This window comes from Chitinophaga parva (genome assembly GCF_003071345.1).
In the GTDB taxonomy this organism is placed as follows: domain Bacteria; phylum Bacteroidota; class Bacteroidia; order Chitinophagales; family Chitinophagaceae; genus Chitinophaga; species Chitinophaga parva.
Genome location: NZ_QCYK01000002.1, coordinates 513,067 through 538,164, shown reverse-complemented (window position 1 = coordinate 538,164; position 25,098 = coordinate 513,067). Strand labels below are relative to the sequence as shown.

Here is a 25,098-nt window from a genome sequence, read left to right as displayed (position 1 = left end):
TTATATGACAAAAAAAATTATTTATAGAAAGTCATCTTGTAATCCACGCTCACTTTGCCCTTGGTGATATCATCCAGCTTGCCTTTAATGAGGCGGCGTTTGATGGGCTTCAGGTAGTCGATGAATAGCTTGCCGTCAATGTGGTCATATTCATGGAAGATCACACGGGCGGTTACGCCGTTAAAGGTAGCTTCGTGGGGCTGGAACTGCTCATCTACCCAGCGCAGGGTCACTTCCTCGGGGCGGTACACGTCTTCACGCACGCGGGGAATGCTCAGGCACCCTTCGTTATAGGGCCATTCGTCGCCGGCGGAGTCCACGATGTGGGCGTTGATAAACACCTGTTTAATGCCCTTGTCATCGGGATAATCTTTCTTTTCATCTTCTTCCAGGTTTTCAATGATCTGGAGGCTGTCTACCACGAATAAACGGATGGAACGGTTGATCTGGGGTGCTGCCAGGCCCACGCCATTAGAGGCATACATGGTTTCCCACATATTGGCGATGAGGTCCTGCAGGCCCGGGTATTCGGGCGTAATGTCTTCTGCTACTTTTCTCAGAACCGGGTGCCCGTAGGCTACGATTGGGTATATCATTGTGCTTTAAATTCTTTTAAACGTTATGCTTTTTTGCGGCCGTATCCCCGGCGGGCCGGGGGGCGAAAGATCTTTACCAGGGAAATCCACCTTCCCAAAGGAAGCTTCCATCACCTGTACTGCAGGTATTCCTGCAAAATAATGGTAGCGCTCACCTCATCTACCAGCGCCTTGTTCTGCCGGTCTTTCTTCTTCACACCACTATCGATCAAAGAGCGGACCGCCATTTTAGACGTAAAGCGCTCGTCCATTTTCTTCACCGGTATGTCGGGGAAATTCTTTTGCAGGATGCGGATGCATTCCTGCACCAGGGCGGTGCCGTGGGTGGCCTCTCCATCCAGGTTCTTAGGCTCTCCTATCACAAAAAGTTCCACGGGTTCCTGGGCAATATATTTCCGCAGGTAAGGGATCAGTTCGTGGGTGAGCACCGTGGTAAGGCCCGATGCAATGAGCTGCAGGGGGTCTGTAACCGCCAGTCCTGTACGCTTTTTCCCGTAATCAAGTGCCAGTATACGCATAGATCAGAATACAAAAAGGTCTGCAATGGTGAATGCCGCAAATACCACGCTGGCAATGCCGTTGGTGGTCATAAAGGCCAGGTCCACCTTACTCAGGTCATTGGGCTTTACCAGGGCGTGCTGGTAAATGAGCATGCCAATGTACACCGCCGCACCTATCCAGAAGATCCAGTGCATGCCGGCCACCAGGCCCAGGGTGATCACCAGGGCAGCTGCCGCTACGTGCAGGATCTCGGAGAAACGCAGCCCACCGGCCTTACCCAGCCAGGCGGGAATGGAATTGAGGTGCTGCTCACGGTCAAATTCCTCGTCCTGCAGCGCGTAGATGATATCAAATCCTGATACCCAGAACAGTACAATGCAGCTGAGTATCAGGGGTACCACGTTAAACTGGCCGGTCACCGCCAGGTAAGCCCCGATGGGCGCCAGGCTAAGGCCCAGGCCCAGTACCAGGTGGCACAGCGGGGTAAAGCGTTTGGTATAGCTATAGCCCAGCACTACTAACAGCGCCACGGGCGCCAGCAGGAAGCAGGGCAGGTTGATGAACCAGGTGGTAAGCAGGAAAAGCACGCAGTTGATGATCACAAACAGCAGGGCACTTTTTGCGGGGATCACACCGGCCGGGATCTCGCGGCGCGCGGTGCGGGGATTGCGGCCGTCAAACTCCGCATCCAGCCAGCGGTTAAAGGCCATGGCGGCACTCCGGGCAAACACCATGCACAACACCACTTCCAGCAGGAGTATCCAGGAAAAGCGGGCCTGCCCGCGCACCACGGCCATGAAAAAGCCGATGAGGGCAAAAGGCATGGCAAAGATGGTGTGCGCAAATTTTACAAGCGACAGGTATTTGTTAATGGTACGGATCATAAAATCTAGCTTCGGTCTATCTTGAGTTTTTAACGTTTCCATTTGGAGAAAATATCCCACACCACTATGCCGGTGCTCACGGAGATGTTGAGTGAATGTTTCATGCCCAGCTGGGGTATTTCAATGGCCCCGTCCACTACTGCCATCACGGTGGCATCCACCCCGCTCACTTCATTGCCAAATACCAGGGCCAGGGGCTGCTCCCCCGGTACAAATGCGTCCAGCATTTCACTGCCTGCCACCTGCTCTACGGCCAGCACTTTGTAACCTTCGGCCTGCAGTTGCTGCACCGCCTCCAGCGTGGTGGGAAAATATTCCCAGGTCACCGTATCCGTAGCGCCCAGCGCAGTTTTATGGATATCCCGGTGGGGCGGCACCGGGGTGTAGCCGCAAAGCGCAATTCCCTGCAGCAAAAAAGCATCCGCCGTGCGAAACACGGACCCCACATTGTGCATGCTGCGGATATTGTCCAACACCAGCACCAGCGGCGTTTTATCTGCCGCCCTGAACTCAGCGACCGACTTACGGCCGAGTTCTTCCATCGAGAGTTTGCGCATAGTCTGCAAAGGTAAGATAATGCAGGGAGACTTTGGAGTCCGGGGCCCCCAGGTCCTACGTCCCAGGTCTTGGGTCTTAAGTACCAGTCGTTGTTAGCTTCCTGCCAATGATGCTTTGTGGATAAATTGTGAGCAATAAATCGATGCAACAACCACCAAAGCCGCGACTGCGGCGGATGCGGCATCCAGGCACAACACCACTTCCACGAAAGGGGCGTAGCTGAGACCCAAGACCTGGGAACACAGGGCCCGGAACCTCCATTCTAGGGCCCGATCCCCTATATTTGCCCCATGGCAAAATCCAAAACGGAAGAAACCCCGCTGATGCAGCAGCATAAGGCGATCAAGACACAATACCCGGATGCCGTGCTGTTGTTCAGGGTGGGCGATTTTTACGAAACATTCAATGAAGATGCGATCATTGCCGCCCAGGTACTGGGCATCACGCTCACCAAGCGTGCCAACGGGGCGGCTTCCCATATGGACCTGGCAGGATTTCCCCATCATGCGCTGGATACCTACCTGCACAAGCTGGTGAAAGCCGGCCACCGCGTGGCCGTGTGCGACCAGCTGGAAGACCCGAAATCTGTAAAAGGCATCGTAAAACGCGGGGTTACCGAAATGGTGACACCCGGCGTGGCCGTGAATGATAAGCTGCTGGAAAATGGTTCCAACAACTTCCTGGCCGCTGTGCATTTTGGCAACGGCATGACCGGCGTGGCCTTCCTGGATATTTCTACCGGCGAATTTTTTATTGCCCAGGGCAACCTGGAGTACGTGGACAAACTGTTGCAAAGCTTCCGGCCTGCAGAGGTAGTGTTTGCCAAGCAACAGCAAAAGCATTTCCGCCAGGTATTTGGCTCCAAATTCTACACCTACACGCTGGAAGAATGGATCTTTACCAGCACCTATGCGGATGAAGTGATCCGCAAACATTTTGAGACGCACTCGCTGAAAGGCTTTGGTATAGAGGGTTTGAACGAAGGCATCATTGCTGCCGGTGCCGCCCTGCACTACCTCCGCGATACCGAGCATCCGCACCTCCAGCACATCACCTCCCTGCAGCGCATAGACCAGGATGATTTCCTGTGGATGGACCGCTTCACCGTGCGCAACCTGGAACTGCTGCAAAGCAGCGTGGAAAACGGCCATACCCTGCTGAAGGTGCTGGACAATACCGCATCGCCCATGGGCGCCCGCCTGCTGAAGCGCTGGATCGCCTTTCCCCTGCGCCAGCAAACGGCTATCAACGAGCGCCTGGACGCCGTGGAATTCCTGATCAGGGAAAACGACCTGTCCCGCCAGCTGCATCATCACCTTAAACAACTGGGCGATATTGAACGGCTGGTATCCAAGATCCCGCTGAAAAAAATAAATCCCCGCGAGGTGATGCAACTGGCACGGGGCCTGGAACAGGTGCAGGCCATCCAATCGTTACTGAAAGGTGTGGATAATGCCTACCTGCAACGCCTATACGAAAAACTGGACTGCTGCCCACCCATGCTGGAGCGTATCCTGCGGGAAATGAACGAAAACCCGCCGGTACAAACCCACAAGGGCGACGTGATCCGCCCCGGCGTGCATGCAGAGCTGGACGACCTGCGCAAGATTGCCCACAGCGGCAAAAGCTACCTGCTGCAGATCCAGCAAACCGAGTCTGAAAATACCGGCATCCCCTCCCTGAAAGTGGCCTTCAACAACGTGTTTGGCTACTACCTGGAAGTAACCAACACGCATAAGAACAAGGTGCCCGCCACCTGGATCCGCAAGCAAACGCTGGCCAATGCAGAACGCTACATTACGCCGGAGCTGAAGGAATATGAAGAGAAAATTGTAGGGGCGGAAGAAAAGATCCTGGCACTGGAGAACCAGCTGTTTGACGCACTGCTGCAAACGTTGCAGGATTTCATTGCCCCTATCCAGCAAAACGCGCAGATGCTGGCCAGGCTGGATTGCCTGCTTTGCTTTGCCCACAACGCGGTGCAGTACAAATACCGCCGCCCCACCCTGTCTGACGATTATGTGCTGGACATCCGTGATGGGCGCCATCCCGTGATAGAACGCGGCCTGCCGGCGGGTGAGCAATACGTGGCCAATGATATTTTGCTGGACAAAGACCTCCAGCAGATCATCATCCTCACCGGGCCTAACATGAGCGGTAAATCTGCCCTGCTGCGGCAAACAGCCCTCATCACCCTTATGGCGCATATGGGCAGCTTTGTGCCGGCCAGCAGTGCGCACATAGGGCTTACAGACAAGATCTTTACCCGCGTGGGCGCCTCTGATAACCTGAGTGGTGGCGAGTCTACCTTCATGGTGGAGATGAACGAAACGGCCAGCATCATCAACAACATCACGGCCCGCAGCCTGGTAATACTGGATGAAATAGGCCGCGGCACCAGCACCTACGATGGTATTTCCATTGCCTGGAGCATTGTGGAATACCTCCATGATATGACGCCCCACCAGCCCAAAACGCTGTTTGCCACCCATTACCACGAGCTCAATGAACTGGAAAATAAACTGGGCCGCTGCAAGAACTATCATATCACCAACATGGAAAGCGGCAACAAGGTGATCTTCCTGCGCAAACTGGCCAGGGGCGGCAGTCGCCACAGCTTTGGGATACACGTGGCCCGCATGGCCGGTATGCCCCCGCAGCTGCTGGACAGGGCCAATGAAGTACTGGCCCAGCTGGAAGAAAAACACATTGAAGCGCCGCTGCAGCACAACATCAAAAAAGTAGCGGAAAAGCAAACGCGCATGCAACTCAATATTTTTGATGCGCACAGCGACACCTTCCGGGATATACGCAGTGTGTTGGAGACGGTGGATATTAACAGGCTAACGCCGGTGGAAGCGCTGATGAAGCTGAACGAGATTAAAGGCATGCTGTAACAGCGCATTTTATAAAAGCAAGACAGGGAACAACTGTAAAGGGATACCCGGCTATAAAAGCCCAAAACGGGGAACGTCTGTAAAAAGAAGTTCCCCGTTCCTGTTCAAGAAAAAAGCCACCACAAAAATGCGGCGGCCGTCTCATTCACATAGTTTCCGTTATGAAAAAAAGTTTGCGGGGCGGATGAAACAAAATCGATTTAGCACACGAACTTAGTTATTTTCCGCGAATTAAAATGCATAAGGGTTATCCTTTTTGCTAAATCGTTTTATTTGACTTCCAAAAAATATATGTTTTACAGGTAATATATGTAGCGAAGGCCCTGCAAATCCTCACTCTAGCCGGTAAAACCGTTGCTACAGCAGCTAAAAGAAACAATGAAAAAAAATTTTATCCCGCTTGTAATGCCCGCCGGGCGCTGGTTCCGGCTTACACAAACGTGTGAGGTCCCTGCTAGAAGGCGAAGGAAGCCGCAGTGGCGGGGTTATCCAGCTTCGTGCTTTTGCGCTCCCCGCCTACGATCACATGGATCATATTGATCTGCTCGGGGTGCTCCTCATAGAGGATATCATCTTTGAGCTGCACCTGCTTCACATTCCCTACGTCCCCCGCTACCAGGTAACACCAGGCAGCTTCCTCCTGGATCTCGTAGCCCAGGTACTTGGCCGCCACCGGTTTGCCGTTCACAGTGATGGTGAGGTGTTTGGACAGGTAGTCTGCCACCAGGGCATCCACCGCTTTTTTATCCGCGGGGTGCAGGATATCCACCCGGGTCTTATACCTGGTTTTCAGCGCATTTTCCAGGTCGTCATAGAAGATACGGCAACTCACCTGCAGCTCTTTCTTTGCCGCATCATGGCGGATTTCCGTAACACTCACGAAGAAAGGATGGAACAGTGTCAACCACGCCGGCACCAACCATTTACATAATAATAGTCCCATTGAACGCTAAAAATTTGAATTATTACGGCAATCTTTTTATCATTACCAAAATTAGACAAATACAAATATAGGCAATGCAGGAGTTTGGATTGTATTTTGAGACGGGGTGGCAGCATATCCTGGATTGGCGAGGTTACGATCATATTCTATTTGTGACGGCGCTGTGTGCGCTTTACCTATTGCAAGACTGGAAGAAAGTACTGGTGCTGGTCACCGCCTTTACCGTTGGGCATTCCATTACCCTGGCGCTAAGTGTGTTAAGCTATTTGCACGTCAACCGAAACCTGATCGAATTCCTGATACCGGTTACCATTCTGATCACGGCATTTTCTAACATTGTCCGGAAGCCCGCTTCGCCTGCGCGTGGCATTCCCGGTTATTCGTCTAAAACAGGACGGCTCAAAATGACATATGCCGCTTCCGCAAAAGGTGGCGTGCAGCTGAATTATTTTTTTGCCCTCTTCTTCGGGCTCATACACGGACTGGGGTTTTCCAATTACCTCAAAAGCCTGCTGGGCACCGGTACCAATATTGTGCAGCCTTTACTGGCCTTTAACCTGGGACTGGAATGCGGGCAGATCGTTATTGTTATTTGCGTATTGCTGCTGGCCGCTTTGGTTACGGGCGTATTCCAGGTATCGCTGCGCAACTGGTGTTTCTTTATTTCGTCGGCCATCTTTGGCGTAGCCCTGCAAATGGTGATTGAACGCGGGTACGTACTGGCCACTGCCAACTGATTTTTTTTAGCGCAACATAAAAGCACTCAACCACATCTAAACTCTCGAATTGCTTATGACAAAAAGAACGCTATGCCTCGCCTTGGGGATAAGCGCTGCTACATGGGCCCATGCACAGGATATCATGAACAATCCTGGATCTAACCATGGTAACCGCTTTGAGCAGCTGGGTACCATCCTCCCTGACCCGAATGGCTACCGCTCCGCGTCCGGGGCGCCCGGCCCGCAGTACTGGCAGCAACGCGCTGACTACGATATCAGCGCTACCCTGGACGATATCCACCAGCAACTGACCGGTGCTGAAACCATTACCTATTACAACAATTCACCGGACCCGCTCTCCTACCTCTGGCTGCAGCTGGACGAGAACGAACATGATCCGAAAAGCGATAACAACAGCTTTGACGGCAGCAAAATGCAGGATAAGCTGAGCATGCGCCAGGTAAATTCCCTCCTGGGCAAAGGAGGCGAAGGCCTGGGCGATAAGATCCGGTCTGTGACGGATGCCGCCGGCAACAAGCTGTCTTACACCATCAACCAGACCATGATGCGCGTAGACCTGCCCAAGGAACTGGCGCCCGGCCAGAAGATCACCTTCAAAGTGAACTGGTCCTACAATATCTCTGACCGCATGGTGGAAGGTGGCCGTGGTGGCTATGAATATTTCAAGGAAGATGGCAACTACCTCTACACCATTACCCAGTGGTACCCGCGCATGGCCGTGTACAGCGACTTCCAGGGCTGGCAGAACAAACAGTTCACCGGCCGCGGTGAGTTTGCCCTGGCCTTTGGCAACTTTAAAGTACGCATGACCGTACCCGCCGATCACGTAGTGGGTGGTACGGGTGAATGCCAGAACTATAAGGAAATGCTGACGCCTGCACAGTTCCAGCGCTGGCAGAAAGCACAAAGCAGCAATACGCCGGTGGAAGTGGTGACCCTGGATGAAGCGAAACACGCCATGCAGAACAAAGCCACCGGTACCAAGACCTTTGTATTTGAAGCCCACAATGTGCGCGACTTTGCATGGGTATCTTCCCGCCGCCTGGTATGGGATGCCATGGCTGCAAACGTAGATGGCAAGCACGTAATGGCCATGTCGTACTACGGCCCTGAAGCCTACCCGCTTTACAGCCGTTACTCTACCAAGGTAGTGGCGCACACCATCAAAAGCTACTCCAAACACACCATCACTTATCCTTACCCGGTGGCTATTTCCGTAGAAGCTTCCAACGGGATGGAATACCCGATGATCTGCTTCAACTATGGCCGCGCGGAGAAAGACGGTACCTACTCTGAAGCCGTGAAGAATGGTATGATCGGCGTGATCATCCACGAAGTGGGCCATAACTTCTTCCCCATGATCGTAAACTCTGATGAGCGCCAGTGGACCTGGATGGATGAAGGCCTGAACACCTTCTGCCAGTTCATGGCGGAACAGGAGTGGGATAAGAACTATCCCTCCAGCCGCGGCCCTGCCCACAAGATCGTGGACTACATGAAGCTGCCCAAAGACCAGCTGGAGCCCATCATGACCAACTCTGAAAACATCATCGGCTTTGGACCCAATGCTTATGCAAAACCCGCCACAGGCCTCAACATCCTGCGGGAAACCATCATGGGCCGTGAGCTGTTTGACTTTGCCTTCAAGACCTACGCACAGCGCTGGGCCTTCAAACATCCCACCCCGTCTGACTTCTTCCGCACTATGGAAGACGCCTCTGCGGTGGACCTGGACTGGTTCTGGAGAGGATGGTTCTACAGCACAGAGCCGGTAGACATTTCACTTGACAGTGTGAAGCTGTACAAACTCAACACCCACAATCCTGACGTGGAAAACAAGATCCAGCAGGCAGCCTACGACCAGAATGCCGTACACATTGCCAACACGCGCAACCGCGCTGCCGGCGTACCTTTCACGGTAGACCAGGACACGGCCCTGCAGGATTTTTACAGCCACTACAACCGCTTTGCTGTAAGTGAAGACGACAAGGCTGCCTACAAGAAATTCTACGACGGCCTCACGCCGGAAGAGAAAAAACTGTATGACAGTAACAAGAACTTCTACGAGCTGACCTTTACCAACAAAGGCGGCATGGTAATGCCCCTCATCATTGAGTGGACCTTTGCCGATGGCAGCAAGGAAGTGGACCGCATCTCTGCTTACATCTGGCGCAAGAATGAAAACCAGGTGAGCAAAGTGTTTGCAAAAGACAAGGAAGTAGTGGCCATCCGCCTGGACCCCTACCGTGAAACGGCAGACATTGACGAGAGCAACAATGCTTATCCGCGTACGGTACAGCCCTCCCGCTTTGAGCTGTTCCGCCAGGAGCAATTGCCCCGTGGCGCCAGCGGCGGTGGTAACCCCATGCAGAAAGCGCAGGGTAAATAATACAGCAATTTTTTAGCATAAAGCGGCTGCCTCTTCAAACGGATGGCAGCCGCTTTTTTTATGGCCCACCGGCACCGCTTTTAAAAATTGCCGGCATGTTGTATTTTGAGCCAAACGAAACTACGCTCATGATCAGAAAAATATTAGCCACCCTCCTGCTGGCCGCCGCCTTTATCAGCGCCCGCGCAGCCAGTGTGGACACGGTGCTGGTGCCCAGCGCCGCTATGCACAAAAATGTAAAATGCGTGGTAATAGCGCCCGCCCACGTAAAATCGCTCAGGGGCCTGCACGTGGTATACCTGCTCAATGGCTATTCCGGCAATCACAGCGATTATGCCCGCCACATGGCGCCCTACCTGCGGGCACAGGCAGATGCACACCATTGGATCTTTGTATGCCCGGATGGGAATAACAGCTGGTACTGGAACAGCCCTGTAGACAGCAACTACCGCTATGAAACCTTTATCAGCACAGAACTGCCGGCTTATGTGGATGCACATTACGCCACCATTGCCAACCGTACCGGCCGCGCCATCACTGGCCTGAGCATGGGCGGGCATGGCGCCCTGTGGAATGCCCTGCGCCACCCCGATATGTTTGGTGCCGTGGGCAGCATGAGCGGCGGCGTGGATGTACGCCCTTTCCCGCAAAACTGGGAAGTGGCCAAACGCCTTGGGCCTTTAGATACCGCTGCGCACAACTGGGATAAATGGACCGTGATGGAACAGGCCTCCAGCCTGAAGAACGGGCAGCTCGCCATCATCTTTGACTGCGGCGTGCGTGATTTCTTTTATGATGTGAACAAAGCCCTCCACGCCAAACTGCTGGCCATGGGCATTCACCACGATTACATTGAACGCCCGGGTGAGCACAACTGGGAATACTGGGGCAACTCCATCCAGTTCCAGCTGCTCTTCTTCTCTCATTACTTTGACAATGCCGCTGCGAAATAATTTTTTGCCTTGCTGCTATATCCAACAAAAAGTCCTGCCACGCGTGGCAGGACTTTTTGTTTTGTGTATGCTAACGGTTTATGACAAAGGCGTGGTTAGTGCGGCTTCTTATCCCACCACAGCGGCGTGCCACCCGTATCCGGCCCGCCCAGCAGGGTCACCGCCTTGGCCACTTCCGCGGCGTTGATATTTCTTTCCTGCAGCGGGAAGTTGATGCGGCGGATCTGGATCCTGGTGTCAATCGTATTATTGCTAAGGTTGTTCACCACGGGGAATAATTTGGGATAACCGGTGCGGCGGTATTCCGTCCATGCTTCCTGCCCTTCCGGGAATACGGCGATCCATTTCTGGGTAAGGATGCGTTCCAGCTTTGTTTCAAAAGTGGCCGCATCGTCCCACTTGATCGTGATGGCTGTGGTAGCCGGCGCATTGTTCTCCGCGTTCTTCGGGTCTACATAGGCCAGGGGCTTGCTGGTGGCATCGGCAATATAATCCGGTGCTTTTTCTGCAACCTCCCACTGGGAGAAAGAAGTGGTGATCCCCTTTTCATACAGCTCCTGTACGGTGCCTCCCATATTGGGCCAGCCACGCAGCGCGCCTTCCGCGCGGAGGAACCATATTTCAGCGGAGGTCATCAACTGGATTGGCGCATCCGGCGCAAAGGTGTTGGCCGTAACATAAGCCAGCGTGGAGAAACCGGTGTAGCCAGGCTTGGCGGTAACGCTACTGCCTATACGTATACCCTTGTATTTGCCACCCAGGCCACCTTCCGTGGTAGGGTCAAAGAACAGGGGCAGGCGCGGATCGTTATATCCCACCAGGAAGGATTCCATACTGGCGTTCATGCTAATGTCTGTCCAGGCGGAAGTGATCGTATTCAGCGGGTGTTTGATCCCGAAACCACTTACCATCACGTTTTCCTTGGGCGATTCCAGCAGGCCGCCATTATCCGGGTTCACTGCTTTTGCTGCTTCTGCTTTGCCGCGGGCTTCTTCCACATACGCCAGGCGCAGGGCCAGGCGCAAGCGAAGGGAATTGGCAAACTTCAGCCATTTGCTGTAATCCCCGCCAAACACCATGTCAAATTTTTCAAACGGCTTTTTGCCGGGGTACTTTGCCATGTAGGCTTTCAGGTTGGTTACTGCGGTATCCAGTTCATCAAAGAACTTATGGTATACCGTGGCCTGATCATCGTATGCAGCGGTGGTAGTGCTTTCACCATAGTGAGTGTACGGGATGGGGCCATAAATATCTGTAACCCGGTGCATGCCTTCCACTTTAAGGATGAGCGCTATGGCCCAGAAATCCGGCGCAGCCTCGCGGGCGCCTTTGCGGGCCACCTGGGCCACAGGGCCCATCACATGCGCATAGGCAAGGCTGAAGGGATAACCGTTCCAGCCATCCACCAGGGAGTAGTTCAGGTTATTGATATTGCCACGGAAGGGATCGGGGCTCATCATGTAGCCGGAGTAACAGTCTGCAATAAGGTTTTGCTGCAGCTGGTACTCCCAGGTGGTATTGTTGAAATTATAGTAAATGGAAGACTGTATTTCCGGGAAGTAAGCGCCAATGTACTGGAAGTCCGGCTTCAGCTCGTCTTCGCTGAAAGTGGTATTGTCCGTATTGTAGGCTTCAAAGCTCTTTGTACAGGAAGCCAGGCCCAATGCCGCCACCAGTGCGATGATCCAGGCAAATGGCCGGCGGCTGATATAGCTGATATTCATGATTGCGGATTAAAAAGTTTACTTAAAAAGAAACATTCAGGCTGGCACCAAAACTGCGTACGGCCGGCACGCTGAATGCGTCCACACCGGAAAGACCGTTGGCGGTAGACATGGTGATATCCGGATCGTAGGGAGCGTCCTTGTGGAAATAGATCAGGTTCTTGCCGATCAATGAAACGCGGATACTCTTTACAAAACCATTACCCAGGGCTGCACGCGGGATGGTGTAACCCAGTGCCAGTTCACGCAAACGCACGGTAGTGGCGCTGTACATGTACTCACCACTTACCCCGTCACGGCCGCCGATCACGCCATACCATTTCTGTGCATCAATGGTGGTCACGGGTTTTCCATCCGGGCCCACGCCATTGATCTTTACACCGCCGGCTTGGCGAGCATCGGCAGTAACCTGTGATACACCGTATTTATCCAGCACACCTTGGGTGGTAGACATTACCTGGCCACCAAATTTGCCATCCACCAGGAAGCTGAGGGAGAATTTGTGGAAGGAGAAACTGTTGTTCCAGCCCAGTGTCCAGCGGGGATTGGGATTGCCCACAAAGCGGGTATCCGCGCTTACCAGGGGCAGGCCATCAGAGCCGATCTGCACACGGCCGGCGCTGTCTTTCAACAGGATCTTCCCATAGATATCGCCATAGGAATGACCGGGCACCAGGTAAGATTCATACGTGTTGGAACTGGTGAGCTGGAACTTGTCAATGCTCGGTGCCAGTGACAATACCTTGTTGCGGTTCAGGGCAAAGTTCACATTGGTGGTCCAGCTGAAATCGTGGCTGCTCACCAGGTTGTAGCCCAGCATTACTTCCACGCCCTGGTTCTGGATGTTACCTGCGTTTACAAACATATTAGCGTAAGTAGCACCGGCGGGTGCGGGGATCTGGAAGTATTGGTTTACATCATTTGTTTTGTAGTAGGTCACATCAAAACTCAGCCTGTCACTGAAGAAACGCCATTCAGTACCTACTTCTATTGCATGGCTCATTTCCGGTTTCAGGTCCGTGAAAGGCGCGGTGGAGTTAAATGCAATAGAAGAGCCATCCGTGCTCAAACCACTTTGCAAGTGGGTCTTGTAAGGTGGTACGGAGGTTCCCACCTGGGCCCAGGTGCCCCGCAATTTTGCATAGGTGATGGCGGCCGGCAGTTTAAACAACTGGTGCAGCATGAGGGACAGGCCCAGTGAGGGGTAAGCGTAAGAACCATTGGGCGTGTAACTGAGGTTGGACGACCAGTCGTTGCGCACACTAGCATCCAGGAAGATCATGTCTTTGAAAGAAAGGTTAGCGCTTCCAAAGAGGGATTGCAGCTGGTTATGATTGTTGGGCACACTCTGGTAAGCGCTGCCTTTGGCCATATTCTGCACAATGAATTTATTGGCGATGGTGAGGCCGCCGGAATAAGAATCCGCTTTAAACCCGTTGGTAAACTGGTCGGTGATGGCAGTACCCGCCAGTGCCGTGAGTTTAAAATTGCTGCCCAATGCTTTGTTGAACGTAAGGATAGCGTCGCCATAAGTTTGGGTGGTGGTAAGGTTGCTGGTGATGTAACGGCCGTTGCCACTGGGCTCCAGCACGGGGTGGGTGCCTGCGTAGAACTGCCCGTCATACGTGTCGTTGGTGCGGTCTATGTTACCGCGCAGCTGCAGGGAAAGGAAGCTGGTAAAATCATATTTGGCGCTGGCGCTGAAGATGGTGCGGTTCCTGCGCGCCTGGCTGTTATTGCGGTTAATGATCCAGTAGGGGTTTTGCTGGATGTCTTCGTTGAAAGGCCAGTTCTGGAGATAAATATTGCGCGAGGAATCGTACAACTCAAAATGGTTGCGGTAAGGCGAAAGATCCAGCCCGCGGGGAAACAGGTAAAGACCGGTGAGGGGGTTAAAATACAAGCCTGTTACGGGCGCATTTTCCAGTTTCTGGATCACGGCATTGGCGCTTCCTTCCAGGGTCAGTTTGTTATCCAGGAAATGACCGGTTTCGCGGAAGGTGATGTTATGCCGGCCCAGGTCATTGGTGGGCATCACGCCACTGGCGTGCGTATTGGCGTAGGAGAAATAAGTCTGGTGTTGTTCATTACCGCCGGAAATACCAATGCTGTTCACAAAAGTGTTGCCGGTTTTAAAGAAGTCTTTGAGGTTATCATGCGCGTTGGTGATGGGCGCACCCCAGCTGTAAGTGGACCCTGGCTCACTCTGCCCGTATTCATTTTGCAGCGCCGGCAGCATGGTGGCTTTATCCAGGGTAAGGCTGGAACTGATCTCCACGCGCGATACGCCGGCTTTACCTTTTTTGGTGGTGATGAGCACCACGCCATTGCCCGCCTGGCTACCGTACAATGCCGCGGCAGAAGCGCCTTTCAGCACGGAAATGCTTTCAATATCGTCCGGGTTCAGGTTGGAAATACCATCCCCACCATCACGGCCTGGAGAGTAGTCGGTACCGCTGCCATCACCACCCCAGTTACTGTTAGGCTGCTGGGTGGTGAAGTTGGTAATCGGTATACCATCTATCACATACAAAGGCTGGTTAGAGCCCTGGGCTGATTTCAGGCCACGCAGCACTACTTTTACAGAACCACCCACGCCAGAGCTGCTACGGTTTACCGTGATGCCGGCGGCTTTGCCAGACAGGGAGTTCATAATGTTAGCGTCTTTCACGGTAGACAGTTCTTCGCCACCTATACGCTGGGTGGAATAGGTCAATGACTTGGGCGTGCGTTTGATGCCGAGGGCCGTTACCACCAGCTCATTCAGCCCGGTGGCATTTTCCGTGAGCACTACATCTCCCAGGTCGCCGGCTCCTACCGGGATCTCCCGGGTCTGGAAGCCCACGGAGCGGAACACCAGCACATCACCGGCATTGGCATCGATCTTAAAACTCCCGTCTGCGGCGGTCTGCGTACCTTTAGCGGTGCCTTTGATCATCACCGTAACACCTGGTACTGTGTTGCCTTTTGCATCACGCACGTTTCCCTTCACCACTTTGTCCAGGGCTGCGTTGTCCATCAGCGTTACGGCGTTGAGAGGGTTTGCCGTACGCGCCCCCACAATGATCTTATTGTTCCTGATAGTGAATGAAAGGCCGGTTTGAGTGGAGAGATTATTCAGCACTTCTTCCAGCGGGGTTTTATTACAGTTAAGGCTTACCTTTTTTGTAAGGTCCAGCCCTGTTTTATCATAATGGAAATTAAGACCTGTTTTGCTGGTGAGGTCATCCATCACCTCCTGCAGGGGTCTGTTCTTCACCTGGATGCTTACGTTGATGGTCTTCACATCCGTTTGGGCAGCCGCGGTGGCCGTCAATGGCAGGCCCGCAGGCGAGAGCCCCATCAGGAGCGTCATGGCCAGGCAGACCGGAAGCGATCTTAGATTTTTTTTCATATTGGTTGAACTTTGTTAGTAAATGAAATGTATGGATACATGTGCAGGAGCACGGGCATACCAGGGGCCTTATACGCGGTGAAACGCAATACGGGCACAGGTCTTTACAGGTAATAAAAATGATCTCGGGCACTATGCGCCGGGGCGCGCTGTCAGCGGGGGCATAGCGGAGGCAGGGCCTGCCATCCGGTATAGCCGGTAAATAGAAACAATAACTTGATCTTGGTTGACGATAGCTGGATAAACAAATCTTAGCGCTTCATGATAGCCTTCCTTTGGTACTGTAATCTGTTAGTAGACGTTGCATAAAGATGGAAGTACCATCCTGTTGTAAAAAAATTTTTAATCCCGGAAATATACCGTGTCGTTGCTGATCCGGTAGGTGATGTTCTTGGTAAGACAGATGGTCTCTACCACTTCCTGCAGGCTTTCATCTTTAAAGAAACCCGTGTATTCCCATGCCTGCTGGTGGCTTTCATTTACAATGGTTACCCCGTAGCGGTTCTCAATCTCGGTTTGCACCTGGGGAAAACTGGCGTCTTTAAAAATGAGGAAGCCCTGCTTCCACCCTATGATCTCTTCTTCTTTTGCAAAAGAATTTTTCTGCGCCGCGATGGCTTTGCAGTCATAGTCCAGCCGTTCACTGGGCAGGAGTACAATGGAGGCATCGTGCCGGAAGGAGGTGCCTTCCACTTTCACTTTGCCGCTCAGCAGGGAGATGGTGATGCGCTGCTCTCCGCCGTAGTTGCGGATGTTGAAAGCAGTGCCCAGCGCCGTGGTGGTCAGCTTGCCGGATACTACGCTGAAAGCGCGGGAAGGATCTGTAGCCACTTTAAAATAAGCTTCTCCTTCATCGAGGTACACCTGTCTTTTGTCTTTGGGAAACTGCAGGGGATAGCGCAGGCGGCTGGATGCATTCACTGTTACTGTACTGCCGTCTGCCAGTGCTACCTGTTCGGTGCTGCCCCTGCCGGTGGTGATGATCATAAAACCATGGTCCACCACGCGGCTGCTGTGTGCCGGCAGCTCTACCCGCGTAGATACGGAAGCCGCTACCACTGCCGGTTTGCGGGCTCCGGTGCTGTAAAATATAAGAAGGCCCAGCAGCAGGCAGGCGGCTATACTGCCAAGGGAAATGAGCAGTGTTTTGCGGTTACGGGGCTCCGCTTCCGGCAGCACGTATTGCAGCTGCATTTTTACCTCTTCCAGTTGCGCGTGCAGGGTTGCTTCATCGATCACATGGGTACGGCGGCTGTTAATATTATCGAACCATTGTTCCACCACCTGCGTTTCCGCCGGTGTGCAGGCCCCGTCCTGGTAGCGCGCCAATAGTGCTTTGATCTGTTCCGTATCCACTGGGTTTATTTGTCAGTATTCAGTTGTCGTACATGGAAGGTTGAAGTACCATGTACACTTAATATTTTTTTCGTGCAGGCGTTACCGTTGCATAAAGTGCAACAGCAGCAGCCAGAGTAGCAGGTCTGTTTGCGCGTAGCGGTCCCGCAATATTTTCAGTGCTTTGCTGATCTGGTTCTTCACCGTTTGCTGGGAAAGGGCCATCCGTGCTGCTATTTCCTCTATACTGCGGTGCTCAAAGCGGCTTAGCATAAACGCCTCCTTCATGCGCTCCGGCAGGTGGTTAATGCCTTCCAGCACACGCTGTGCTTTTTCTTTATGTTCCAGGCGGTCGGAAATAAGGTGGGGCTGGGTATCAAAGTGCTCTACCAGCTGCTGCAGGTAACGGCGGTAGCGGTCTTCGCGCCGGTACAGGTCTATGATCTTGTGCCGGGCGCACTGGTACAGATAGGCCCTTAGCTGCGTGGAAACTTCAATGCTGGTACGGTTTTCCCAGAGGTAGGTGAAAATATCCTGCAGGATGTCGCGGGCTGCGTCACCGGTGTCGGTTTTACTGCAGATGAAGAGGAACAGCGGCTGGCTGTATCGGTCGTAGATGGCGTTAAAGGCTGGCACCTGGTGCTGGCGCAGCAATGTTAGTAAATGCCGGTCGTCGTATTGCTGGTACATGCAATTGCGCGGTCAGTTTTGGTTGATAAAAACAAAACCCGGTATTGCAGCTTCTACTTCAATTAAAATTTGATTTAGATTCTACAACACCGGATCCTGACTTTGGTCTATTCGTAAAAACACTTAAGAAATGGAAAAAGGGGTTAAACGGTTGTTTTTCAGTTGCTTTTCAAAACGTGAAACCTAATAAAGACAAACGGCGCCGATCAGCTATGACGGCGGGCGACTTTAGCCGTCAGGGCCTGTAAAGTATAAATTAATTTACATTTTTTTAACTTTTTTTCTCAGATTTTAACCAGCATCCTCCGGGAACGTTTCCGGACGGCTACTTTTCCACTATGCTTCTTTAAGGCGCAGCTCCTGTTTGTACTCCTTGGGGGTTTTGCCCACGATCTCCTTGAAGAAGCGGTTAAAATTGGAGAGGTTCTTAAACCCGCAGCTGTAGGCAATTTCGGCAATGCTCCAGTCTTCTTCGGTAAGGCGCTTGCAGGCGTGGCCTATGCGCACCTCGTTGAGAAACTGCACAAAGGATTTCTTGGTGCGGTTTTTAAAGAAGCGGCAGAACGACTGGGGGGAAAGATTGGTAATGCTGGCTACGTCCTGCAGGGAGATCTCGCGGGAGAAATTATTCATCACATATTTAAATACCTCGTCTATCTTGTGGTTGTCCTTGGCATTGTAAGCGTGGGAATAGCCCGTGCTGGCCAGGAAGTAGTAATCCCGGGTTTCCGAGAGGATCTTCAGGATGTTCAGCAGGGAGATAATGCGGTCCAGCCCCTCTTTCCTGGGCAGGGCCAGTATTTCCTGTTTCAACAGTGCATGGGTGGCGCCGGTAATCTTCATGCCGCGCTGCGCGCGATGGAAAAGCTCCGTCATGGCGCGGGTTTCCGGCAGGGCGTAAAACTTATCCCCAAAAATATCACGGGGAAAATAGATCACCACGGAGCGGGCCCGCAGGCTGTCATCCTGCTGGTAATAACTTTCCTCGTTGTACCACACGTGCGGGATATTGGGCCCCAGGAACACCATGTCGCCTACATCGAAACTTTCAATGCTGTCGCCCACGATACGCTTGCCGTGACTTTCGGTCACGTAAACAAGTTCACACTCCGGGTGGAAATGGAACGGCGTGTTAAAATAGGCGTCTGCGCGTTCCACAATTGTAATCTGGTTATCGGCAAAAGCCCCCACTTTGATCAGTATGGGTTTCATGCAGGTTGCGATTTAGGCTAAAGTTAGCGGTGTTATATTTTGGTTGAAATGGTGGTACGACGTGGTAAATACGCTCAATGTCCAGGTATGCCTTTCGGACGGATTTTGTCCGATGCTTTTCCAAATTATAAAAATTTGGTTAAAAAAACACAACCGGGATAAATTTATTAAAAATATATAGGTAGTGAAACAATAAAATACAAGATAAAAAAAATGCAGTCCCATGGTTAGGTGCACGCATGTTTATTTTTGTATCTTAGTTTGGGCTAAATCGATTAACTGTACTTAATGAAGGGAATCTCAATCAAAGATATAGCAAAGCAGGCAGGCGTATCGCCTACCACCGTATCTTTTGTACTCAATGGCAAGGGCAAGGAAAAGCGTATCAGCGAAACGGTGATCAAAAAGATCAGCAAGATCGCTGCTAAGCTGAAGTACAAACCCAACCAGCTGGCCCGGGGGCTGCGCACCGGCAAGACCAAGACCATTGGCCTCATCGTGGAGGATATTGCCAACCCTTTCTTCAGCACCCTGGCAAAAGTGGTGGAAGACGAGGCGGACAAATCCGGCTACAAGGTGTTGTACAGCAGTACGGAAGACAACCTGGCCAAGGCGCAGGGGCTCCTGGAGGTATTGAAATACCGCCAGGTGGATGGCTATATCATTACCCCCACCAAGGGCCTGGAAAAAGATATTGAAACCCTGCAGGAAACCGGCAAGCCCATTATCCTCATAGACCGTTACTTCCCCAATGTAGCCACTAACTATGTGGTGCTGGATAACTACCAGGGCGGCTTTGATGCAGCTACCCACCTGGTGCAGCAGGGGTATAAACACATTGGCATTGTAACCACCACGTCCAGCCTGGTGCAGATGCGCGACCGTTTTAACGGTTTTGAAGCCGGCCTTAAATCACTGAATGTGCCGTTGCAGAAGCAACATATTAAGCGCATGCCCTTTGACCAGCAGCGGCCTGCCTTCATTGCAGAAATGAAGAAGTTCCTGCAATCTGTTCCAGCGCTGGATGCCATCTTTTTTGCTACGAACTACCTGGGTATTTACGGTATTGAAGCCATCCGCTCCCTGGGCCTGCAATTGGGCAGGGACATGGGTATGATCAGCTTTGACGACCACGATATTTTCCGGTTAAATACGCCTTCTATCAGTTGCGTGGCGCAGCCCATCGAAGAAATGGGGGCACATATTGTAAAGGTGCTGATGGATGAGATCCAAAACCCTACAGAAGAGCGGCACCACGTGGTGCTGGGGCCTTCGCTGATGATCAGGGAGAGCACAGAGAAACATTAGGATAGCCAACAACCAGGGAGTAGCTTCCCGCAAACTGCATATTTCCCCCAGCTTTCAAAATCCTTTTTGAAATAGGCCACAATTCATACCTGAATTTTATCTATTTCCGGTTATCCACAAATTTCACCGGCTTCCGGCTCCCTTCGGGAAACTGCCGCTTCATGATCTCCGACATGGGATGATACTGGATCTCCGGGATCACACGCAGCTTGCCCTGCAGGTAAGAGCGGATGCGGCGGTCCGTATCCTCACTCTCCGTAACCACCGCCAGGTGCAGGGTGATATCATCCGTGCCCAGGTCGTTGGAAAATACTTCCACGATAAACTCTTTCACCTCCTGCATATCTGCCAGCAGGTCAAAAAGCGCCGGCGGGTATAGCGTAGTGCCCTTGTATTTCAGCATTTGCTTCTTACGGCCTATCACCGGCGAGAGGCGCAGCGTATGGCGTCCGCAGGTGCAGGGCGTATTTTCATAGCGGCATATATCGCCTGTCTTGTAACGCAGCAGGGGCATGCCTTCCACGCCCAGCGTAGTGATGGTCACTTCCCCATCCTGCCCCGGTGCCACGGGCTGGTCGTGCTCGTCCAGCAATTCCACGTAAAGCAGTTCCGGGTGGTGATGCCCGCCCACACCGGCTTTGCACTCGGTGAAGGCCGCCTGCATTTCCGTGGAGGCATAAGTGGAATACAATTGTATATTCCAGGTATCGGTGATCTTTTTACCCAGCACATTGTACGTGAAATCCTGGTTGCGGATATTCTCTCCTATGCAAATGGCTTTCTTTACAGAACTGGCATTTACATCCATGCCATGCTCCTGCGCATACGCCAGCAATTTTATAATAAACGAAGGCACCGCAACGATGGTAGTAGGTTGTATGCGCTGTATATTTTCCCATTGCATGGAAGGCACGCCCGGCCCTACTCTCAGCACACCGGCGCCCAGCTTGCGGATGCCCGTGTAATACGCCATGCCGGCCATAAACTGGCGGTCCAGTGTGAGCATGAGCTGGTACACATCTTTATCCGTGCCGTCTGCGCAGCAGAAGGAAATATATTCGTTGTAAGCCAGGCGTTGCAGGTCACGGTCTGTAAGCGCCATCACCACGGGGCGGCCCATGGTGCCGGAGGTGGTAGTATACTCTGCGATCTTGCGCTTATCCACGCACAGGAATTCCCAGTTGCGCTCCTGCAGTTCGTCTTTGGTCACCGGGGGAATTTTGGTCAGGTCTTCCAGCGACTGCATACTACCGGGCACTATGTTATGCCGGGCAAACCAGGATTTGTAAAACGGCGAAAACTGCGCCAGGTAACCGATCTGGCGCAGCACTTCCCTTTCCTGGAACTGCCGGATAGCGGCAGCGGGCTGTAATTCTATATCCGGGATGTACATGGTCTTGGAGATTATGGAACTTCCACCAGCACCACCGCAGTGGCCATGGTAGCGGTGTGCGAGAGGCTGATGTGCAACACGTGATCTGCATAGGCTGTGGCACTGGTCCCCAGCAGGTGGAGGGTAGGGCGGCCTGCTGCATCGTTGCGCACCTCTATTTCGTAAAACTGCAGGCCGCTTTGCCCCCAGCCGGTGCCCAGTGCCTTTAACAGGGCTTCCTTGGCGGCAAAACGGGCGGCATAACTTTCCGCAGGCTGGGCCTGTTTTTCACAATATTCAATTTCCAAAGGAGAGAACACCAACTCGCGGAAGCCCCGCCCCTGCGTTATCTTCAGCCGGATGCGCGCCACCTCCACGATATCAGTGCCGATGCCTTTGATCATTTGTTCTGCTTTTCAATTTTTTGCAGCTGCGCGCGGATGTGGTCTTCCTCGTTCTTTGTGGCGATCACTAACGTTAACGCATGCTCGTAATAACCCTTTGCAGCAGCAAACGCTTTATGCTTAAATGCATAATCACCCGCCAGCACATAGGTGTGATAGTAGGTAGGGTTACTGTGGATCAGTTCCTGCACATCAATATCCTTCCCATTCTGGATGTCTGCCCTGATGGCACGGTAGCGCTGGAACAGGCGGAAAGTATCTGTTTGCAGGAAAGGGTCCGGGCCTATGCTGGCCGCACTGTCATACACCTCGTGGTCTGTTTGCAGGCCGTGCATGTCAAAGATGGTATGCAGGTCATACGCCGCGTACTGGCCCAGCTGCCAGGGCTGGGTGGATACCCATACCTTCAGTTGCTTCGGTTCAAATACGATGGAGTGGTGCGCGATAAACTGGTTGATGGCCTTTTCATTGCCCACGCCAATGTCTGCATTGTGCATACCAAAACGGTCGCGGAGTATGTCTACTGATTTTTGTACAGTGTTGGGGCCTTTTTCCTGCAGCAGCTCCATCAGGCGGTTGTATCGGTATACAGACGCACTGCGGGCTTCCTGCTCTTTGTTGGAGGCCAGTTTCTTCAGGGTATCGCCCTGGAAGTGATTGGTGCAGGTGATAAAATCTGCCTTGCTGTCCGGTTCATACAGGTCCATGCTCTCCGGCGTTTTTTCAATTATCACGGCTTTGTTATCTGCTGCGGAGCCGATGAGGAAGGACTCTGACACGAACATCTTGCGGCGCTGTGCAATGGCCCACGCTTCTTTAATATTGCCGGCGTACTGCAGGATCTCCCGGGCCACCAAAGACACGGGGGTGGCAGATCCCGAAGGGATGCTGGTCTTATCCGCATTGATGGTCACTGTAAGGCCCTGGTCGTTCATGCCGGACACGCAGCCCACAAAGCCTGCCCAGGTCACGATCATGAACTTGTGCCCTTCGCTTGGTTTATAAAAGGCTACTATTTTATCTTCGGCAAATTTATCACCCACGTAAAAATCAAAGTTGCGGCCCACGATCAGGCTACTGTCGGCGGAACGGCTGTTCCAGGTGGCAAAGGAGGTGCAACCCACCAGCGCCATGCTTTGCAGGGCGTGGCCGATGTCATGCGCCGCATGGTAGTTCATGAGGCGTTCATAGTTAGTGCCAATATAGCCGTAGTGGGAGGATGCTTCAAACGAAATACCGTAGATCTCTTCCTTGTATTCTTCCGGCACATGCTTGTCCAGGTCACGGTTAAACCAGCCAACAAAATATTTCAGGAAGCGCAGGTAGAAAGGAGAAGGGATCATGCGGTTGATCTGCTCGGAGAAGTGGTCCTCCTGGCGCTTTACCAGCTCGGAAGTCAGCTTGCCATACGCCACCCCGCGGTCAAACGGCTTGCCCTCCACGTACATTTCATACAGGCCGGTTTTGCTCTTCCGGAACCAGTTATTGCGCAGCACATAAGCGGAACTGTCCAGTGCTGTACGTTGTTCCTTCAACGCAGATTCGTCGGCTATTTCGGGCGGGTCCATGCGGGCCACAGACACCACGTAAATGACGAGCATCAACAGCAAAGCCAGGAAGCCTCCCAGGATAAACAGCAGTACGCGCAGGATCTTAGCCCCTATACTTCTCTTCTTTTTCATAGTCTAATGTTGCTTAATGGCGTCCAGCAAGGGTTCCAGGCCAATGATCTCTCCACAGGTCATCAACGCGCTCATGGTTACGCCCATAATGCCATGCAAGTTCAGGTTTTGCCCGGTAAGATACAAATTAGAAAGCCGGGTGCGGGCTGAGATAAACGTTTTTAACGTATCGTGATAATCCTTTTCCACCCCATACATGCTCCCGTCTGCCGTGCCCAGGTAGTCCCGGTAGGTAAGCGGGGTAGCCGCATAGGTGTGCAGGATGGCCGCTTCCAGCCCGGGAAACCGCTCGTACACCCTGCGCAGCAGCTGCGCCGTTTTCCGGGCCTTGAAAGCCTCGTACGCTGGTCCCCGGTCCCCCGGATGTGCCGTGGTGTTCAGGGTATCTTTCCAGGGTTCCAGCTCCGCGGCATGCATGTAGGTCATGATGGTCACATTATCCGCATACGGCATGGCGGCCTTGCCCGGCGGCACAAACATGGCCCAGGTAAGCGGCCAGTTGTCTTCCGTATAGTCAATGCCTTCCCAGGCATTTTCTTTCGTATGTGCGTAATAGTTGTAGTTAAGATACGGGAATGTATGCGGCTTCAGGGTGATGTTCAGCACAAACGCCCCCGGCGAGTTATCCAGCTCATAAATACGGGTCTTGTAGGCCGGCCGCAGCAGGTTGCTTTCCGTCATCCGCAGGGTTTGGGCCGGGTGTGCATTGGAAATGTACAGGTCTGCTTTTACGGGCGTACCATCTGCCAGGCGCAAATGATCCACCCGGTCGCCCTCCCCTACAATGGCCTGTACCGGCGCATTGCGGTAGATCTCCCCGCCGTGGGCGCGGATCACCCGGGATAACAGCTTGCCGATCTGGGAGCCTCCATCCACGCATTTGTAGCTGCTTTCCAGGTAACTGTTGGTCACCAGGGCATGCACATACAGCGGGGTTTTATCCGCCCGGCCGGCATACAGCAGGTTATTACCCGCCAGCACCTGGCGCAGGCGCTCATTCTGTGTAATGCTTTCCAGGAACCCTGCCGTGCTGAGGCCCAGTACGGATTCCTTTTCCGCATAACTGCCCAGGCGCAGGTTGTACAGCGGGAACTTGCTGCACACTTCCCTGATGGTATGGCAATAAGCGTCCAGCGCGGCTTCTTCTTCCGGGAAATCCGCCAGCAGCGTAGCCTTGAACCGGTCGTAACCCTGGGCCAGCTTGTATTCCTTGGCTTCGTTGCCAAAGTTGATCACATCAAATCCATTCTCATCCATCTTCTGCAGCTTCAACTGGTCCATGATGCCCAGGTAGCGGAACACCTCGTGGAGTGATTGCCCCTTGTCCAGCCCGCCTATGTAATGCACCCCGGAATCCAGGATGGCTTTGTCGCGGCTGAATGTTTGCAGGCAACCGCCTATCTGTTTATTTTTTTCGTATAGGCGTACGCGGTAGCCCTGCTTTGCCAGTATGGCACCGCAGACCAGCCCTCCCAGGCCACTACCAATTATAGCTACAATAGGTGTACTCATGTAC

The 25,098-nt window shown here is 52.9% G+C and carries 19 protein-coding genes; 5 read left to right on the top strand and 14 right to left on the bottom strand.

What is annotated here, in order from left to right; genetic code table 11:
* Positions 1 to 17: 17 nt before the first annotated feature.
* From def to DCC81_RS12670, 4 genes are all read right to left on the bottom strand, one after another.
* The gene (def, locus tag DCC81_RS12685; RefSeq protein WP_108686995.1) at positions 18 to 596 is read right to left on the bottom strand and encodes a peptide deformylase; all 579 of its coding nucleotides are present in this window, start codon (positions 594 to 596) and stop codon (positions 18 to 20) included.
* A gap of 110 nt (positions 597 to 706) precedes the next feature.
* Positions 707 to 1,114 (bottom strand): Holliday junction resolvase RuvX, encoded by a 408-nt coding sequence (gene ruvX / locus DCC81_RS12680; RefSeq protein WP_108686994.1) that lies wholly within the window; start codon positions 1,112 to 1,114, stop codon positions 707 to 709.
* Positions 1,115 to 1,117: 3 nt separating this feature from the next.
* A complete protein-coding gene (locus DCC81_RS12675) occupies positions 1,118 to 1,981 on the bottom strand; it encodes a UbiA-like polyprenyltransferase (RefSeq protein WP_108686993.1) in 864 nt (287 codons plus the stop codon).
* Positions 1,982 to 2,010: 29 nt separating this feature from the next.
* Entirely contained in the window at positions 2,011 to 2,538 is a 528-nt protein-coding gene (locus DCC81_RS12670) for an RNA methyltransferase (protein WP_108686992.1), read from the bottom strand.
* Between the two features lie 291 nt (positions 2,539 to 2,829).
* On the opposite strand from DCC81_RS12670, the gene mutS reads away from it, so the two are divergent.
* Positions 2,830 to 5,436, top strand: a complete 2,607-nt coding sequence (mutS, locus tag DCC81_RS12665) for a DNA mismatch repair protein MutS (protein WP_108686991.1) — start codon at positions 2,830 to 2,832, stop codon at positions 5,434 to 5,436.
* Positions 5,437 to 5,890: 454 nt separating this feature from the next.
* On the opposite strand, the gene DCC81_RS12660 is transcribed toward mutS, so the two are convergent.
* Entirely contained in the window at positions 5,891 to 6,379 is a 489-nt protein-coding gene (locus DCC81_RS12660; RefSeq protein ID WP_108686990.1) for a DUF6702 family protein, read from the bottom strand.
* A 74-nt stretch (positions 6,380 to 6,453) separates the two neighbouring features.
* Between DCC81_RS12660 and DCC81_RS12655 the strand changes: the two genes are divergently transcribed.
* The 3 genes from DCC81_RS12655 (at position 6,454) to DCC81_RS12645 (ending at position 10,461) form a co-directional block, all read left to right on the top strand.
* Positions 6,454 to 7,116 (top strand): HupE/UreJ family protein, encoded by a 663-nt coding sequence (locus DCC81_RS12655; protein WP_108686989.1) that lies wholly within the window; start codon positions 6,454 to 6,456, stop codon positions 7,114 to 7,116.
* Between the two features lie 55 nt (positions 7,117 to 7,171).
* Positions 7,172 to 9,508 (top strand): M1 family metallopeptidase, encoded by a 2,337-nt coding sequence (locus DCC81_RS12650; protein ID WP_108686988.1) that lies wholly within the window; start codon positions 7,172 to 7,174, stop codon positions 9,506 to 9,508.
* A gap of 128 nt (positions 9,509 to 9,636) precedes the next feature.
* Entirely contained in the window at positions 9,637 to 10,461 is an 825-nt protein-coding gene (locus DCC81_RS12645) for an alpha/beta hydrolase (RefSeq protein WP_108686987.1), read from the top strand.
* A gap of 95 nt (positions 10,462 to 10,556) precedes the next feature.
* Here DCC81_RS12645 and DCC81_RS12640 read toward each other — a convergent pair whose 3' ends face one another.
* The 5 genes from DCC81_RS12640 to DCC81_RS12620 form a co-directional block, all read right to left on the bottom strand.
* Complete coding sequence (locus DCC81_RS12640) at positions 10,557 to 12,185, bottom strand: RagB/SusD family nutrient uptake outer membrane protein (protein WP_108686986.1); 1,629 nt, start codon at positions 12,183 to 12,185, stop codon at positions 10,557 to 10,559.
* Positions 12,186 to 12,207: 22 nt separating this feature from the next.
* Entirely contained in the window at positions 12,208 to 15,579 is a 3,372-nt protein-coding gene (locus tag DCC81_RS12635; protein ID WP_108686985.1) for a SusC/RagA family TonB-linked outer membrane protein, read from the bottom strand.
* Positions 15,580 to 15,921: 342 nt separating this feature from the next.
* Entirely contained in the window at positions 15,922 to 16,935 is a 1,014-nt protein-coding gene (locus tag DCC81_RS12630; protein ID WP_108686984.1) for a FecR family protein, read from the bottom strand.
* Positions 16,936 to 17,016: 81 nt separating this feature from the next.
* Positions 17,017 to 17,604, bottom strand: a complete 588-nt coding sequence (locus tag DCC81_RS12625) for an RNA polymerase sigma-70 factor (protein ID WP_108686983.1) — start codon at positions 17,602 to 17,604, stop codon at positions 17,017 to 17,019.
* A gap of 336 nt (positions 17,605 to 17,940) precedes the next feature.
* Positions 17,941 to 18,816 carry an AraC family transcriptional regulator gene (locus DCC81_RS12620; protein ID WP_108686982.1) on the bottom strand — a complete coding sequence of 292 codons (876 nt, stop codon included), beginning with the start codon at positions 18,814 to 18,816 and terminating at the stop codon, positions 17,941 to 17,943.
* 288 nt (positions 18,817 to 19,104) lie between these two features.
* Here DCC81_RS12620 and DCC81_RS12615 point away from each other — a divergent pair, with 288 nt between their 5' ends.
* The gene (locus DCC81_RS12615; RefSeq protein WP_108686981.1) at positions 19,105 to 20,124 is read left to right on the top strand and encodes a LacI family DNA-binding transcriptional regulator; all 1,020 of its coding nucleotides are present in this window, start codon (positions 19,105 to 19,107) and stop codon (positions 20,122 to 20,124) included.
* Positions 20,125 to 20,224: 100 nt separating this feature from the next.
* On the opposite strand, the gene DCC81_RS12610 is transcribed toward DCC81_RS12615, so the two are convergent.
* Genes DCC81_RS12610 through DCC81_RS12595 form a run of 4 tightly spaced genes read right to left on the bottom strand, consistent with a single transcriptional unit; the run spans position 20,225 to position 25,094 of the window.
* Positions 20,225 to 21,517 (bottom strand): phenylacetate--CoA ligase family protein, encoded by a 1,293-nt coding sequence (locus DCC81_RS12610; RefSeq protein ID WP_108686980.1) that lies wholly within the window; start codon positions 21,515 to 21,517, stop codon positions 20,225 to 20,227.
* An 11-nt stretch (positions 21,518 to 21,528) separates the two neighbouring features.
* Positions 21,529 to 21,900, bottom strand: coding sequence for a holo-ACP synthase (gene acpS / locus DCC81_RS12605; protein ID WP_108686979.1), 372 nt, complete (start codon positions 21,898 to 21,900; stop codon positions 21,529 to 21,531).
* On the bottom strand, positions 21,897 to 23,582 hold the full coding sequence (locus DCC81_RS12600) for a C45 family autoproteolytic acyltransferase/hydolase (protein WP_108686978.1): 1,686 nt from the start codon (positions 23,580 to 23,582) through the stop codon (positions 21,897 to 21,899). The genes acpS and DCC81_RS12600 overlap by 4 nt, the downstream gene beginning before the upstream one ends.
* A 3-nt stretch (positions 23,583 to 23,585) precedes the next feature.
* Positions 23,586 to 25,094, bottom strand: coding sequence for a phytoene desaturase family protein (locus DCC81_RS12595; protein WP_108686977.1), 1,509 nt, complete (start codon positions 25,092 to 25,094; stop codon positions 23,586 to 23,588).
* Positions 25,095 to 25,098: the final 4 nt, after the last annotated feature.

Coding starts and splice junctions, on each gene's coding strand:
- def (WP_108686995.1), bottom strand. CDS start 596: ATGATATACCCAATCGTAGCCTACGGGCACCCGGTTCTGAGAAAAGTA.
- ruvX (WP_108686994.1), bottom strand. CDS start 1,114: ATGCGTATACTGGCACTTGATTACGGGAAAAAGCGTACAGGACTGGCG.
- DCC81_RS12675 (WP_108686993.1), bottom strand. CDS start 1,981: ATGATCCGTACCATTAACAAATACCTGTCGCTTGTAAAATTTGCGCAC.
- DCC81_RS12670 (WP_108686992.1), bottom strand. CDS start 2,538: ATGCGCAAACTCTCGATGGAAGAACTCGGCCGTAAGTCGGTCGCTGAG.
- mutS (WP_108686991.1), top strand. CDS start 2,830: ATGGCAAAATCCAAAACGGAAGAAACCCCGCTGATGCAGCAGCATAAG.
- DCC81_RS12660 (WP_108686990.1), bottom strand. CDS start 6,379: ATGGGACTATTATTATGTAAATGGTTGGTGCCGGCGTGGTTGACACTG.
- DCC81_RS12655 (WP_108686989.1), top strand. CDS start 6,454: ATGCAGGAGTTTGGATTGTATTTTGAGACGGGGTGGCAGCATATCCTG.
- DCC81_RS12650 (WP_108686988.1), top strand. CDS start 7,172: ATGACAAAAAGAACGCTATGCCTCGCCTTGGGGATAAGCGCTGCTACA.
- DCC81_RS12645 (WP_108686987.1), top strand. CDS start 9,637: ATGATCAGAAAAATATTAGCCACCCTCCTGCTGGCCGCCGCCTTTATC.
- DCC81_RS12640 (WP_108686986.1), bottom strand. CDS start 12,185: ATGAATATCAGCTATATCAGCCGCCGGCCATTTGCCTGGATCATCGCA.
- DCC81_RS12635 (WP_108686985.1), bottom strand. CDS start 15,579: ATGAAAAAAAATCTAAGATCGCTTCCGGTCTGCCTGGCCATGACGCTC.
- DCC81_RS12625 (WP_108686983.1), bottom strand. CDS start 17,604: ATGTACCAGCAATACGACGACCGGCATTTACTAACATTGCTGCGCCAG.
- DCC81_RS12620 (WP_108686982.1), bottom strand. CDS start 18,816: ATGAAACCCATACTGATCAAAGTGGGGGCTTTTGCCGATAACCAGATT.
- DCC81_RS12615 (WP_108686981.1), top strand. CDS start 19,105: ATGAAGGGAATCTCAATCAAAGATATAGCAAAGCAGGCAGGCGTATCG.
- DCC81_RS12610 (WP_108686980.1), bottom strand. CDS start 21,517: ATGTACATCCCGGATATAGAATTACAGCCCGCTGCCGCTATCCGGCAG.
- acpS (WP_108686979.1), bottom strand. CDS start 21,900: ATGATCAAAGGCATCGGCACTGATATCGTGGAGGTGGCGCGCATCCGG.
- DCC81_RS12600 (WP_108686978.1), bottom strand. CDS start 23,582: ATGAAAAAGAAGAGAAGTATAGGGGCTAAGATCCTGCGCGTACTGCTG.
- DCC81_RS12595 (WP_108686977.1), bottom strand. CDS start 25,094: ATGAGTACACCTATTGTAGCTATAATTGGTAGTGGCCTGGGAGGGCTG.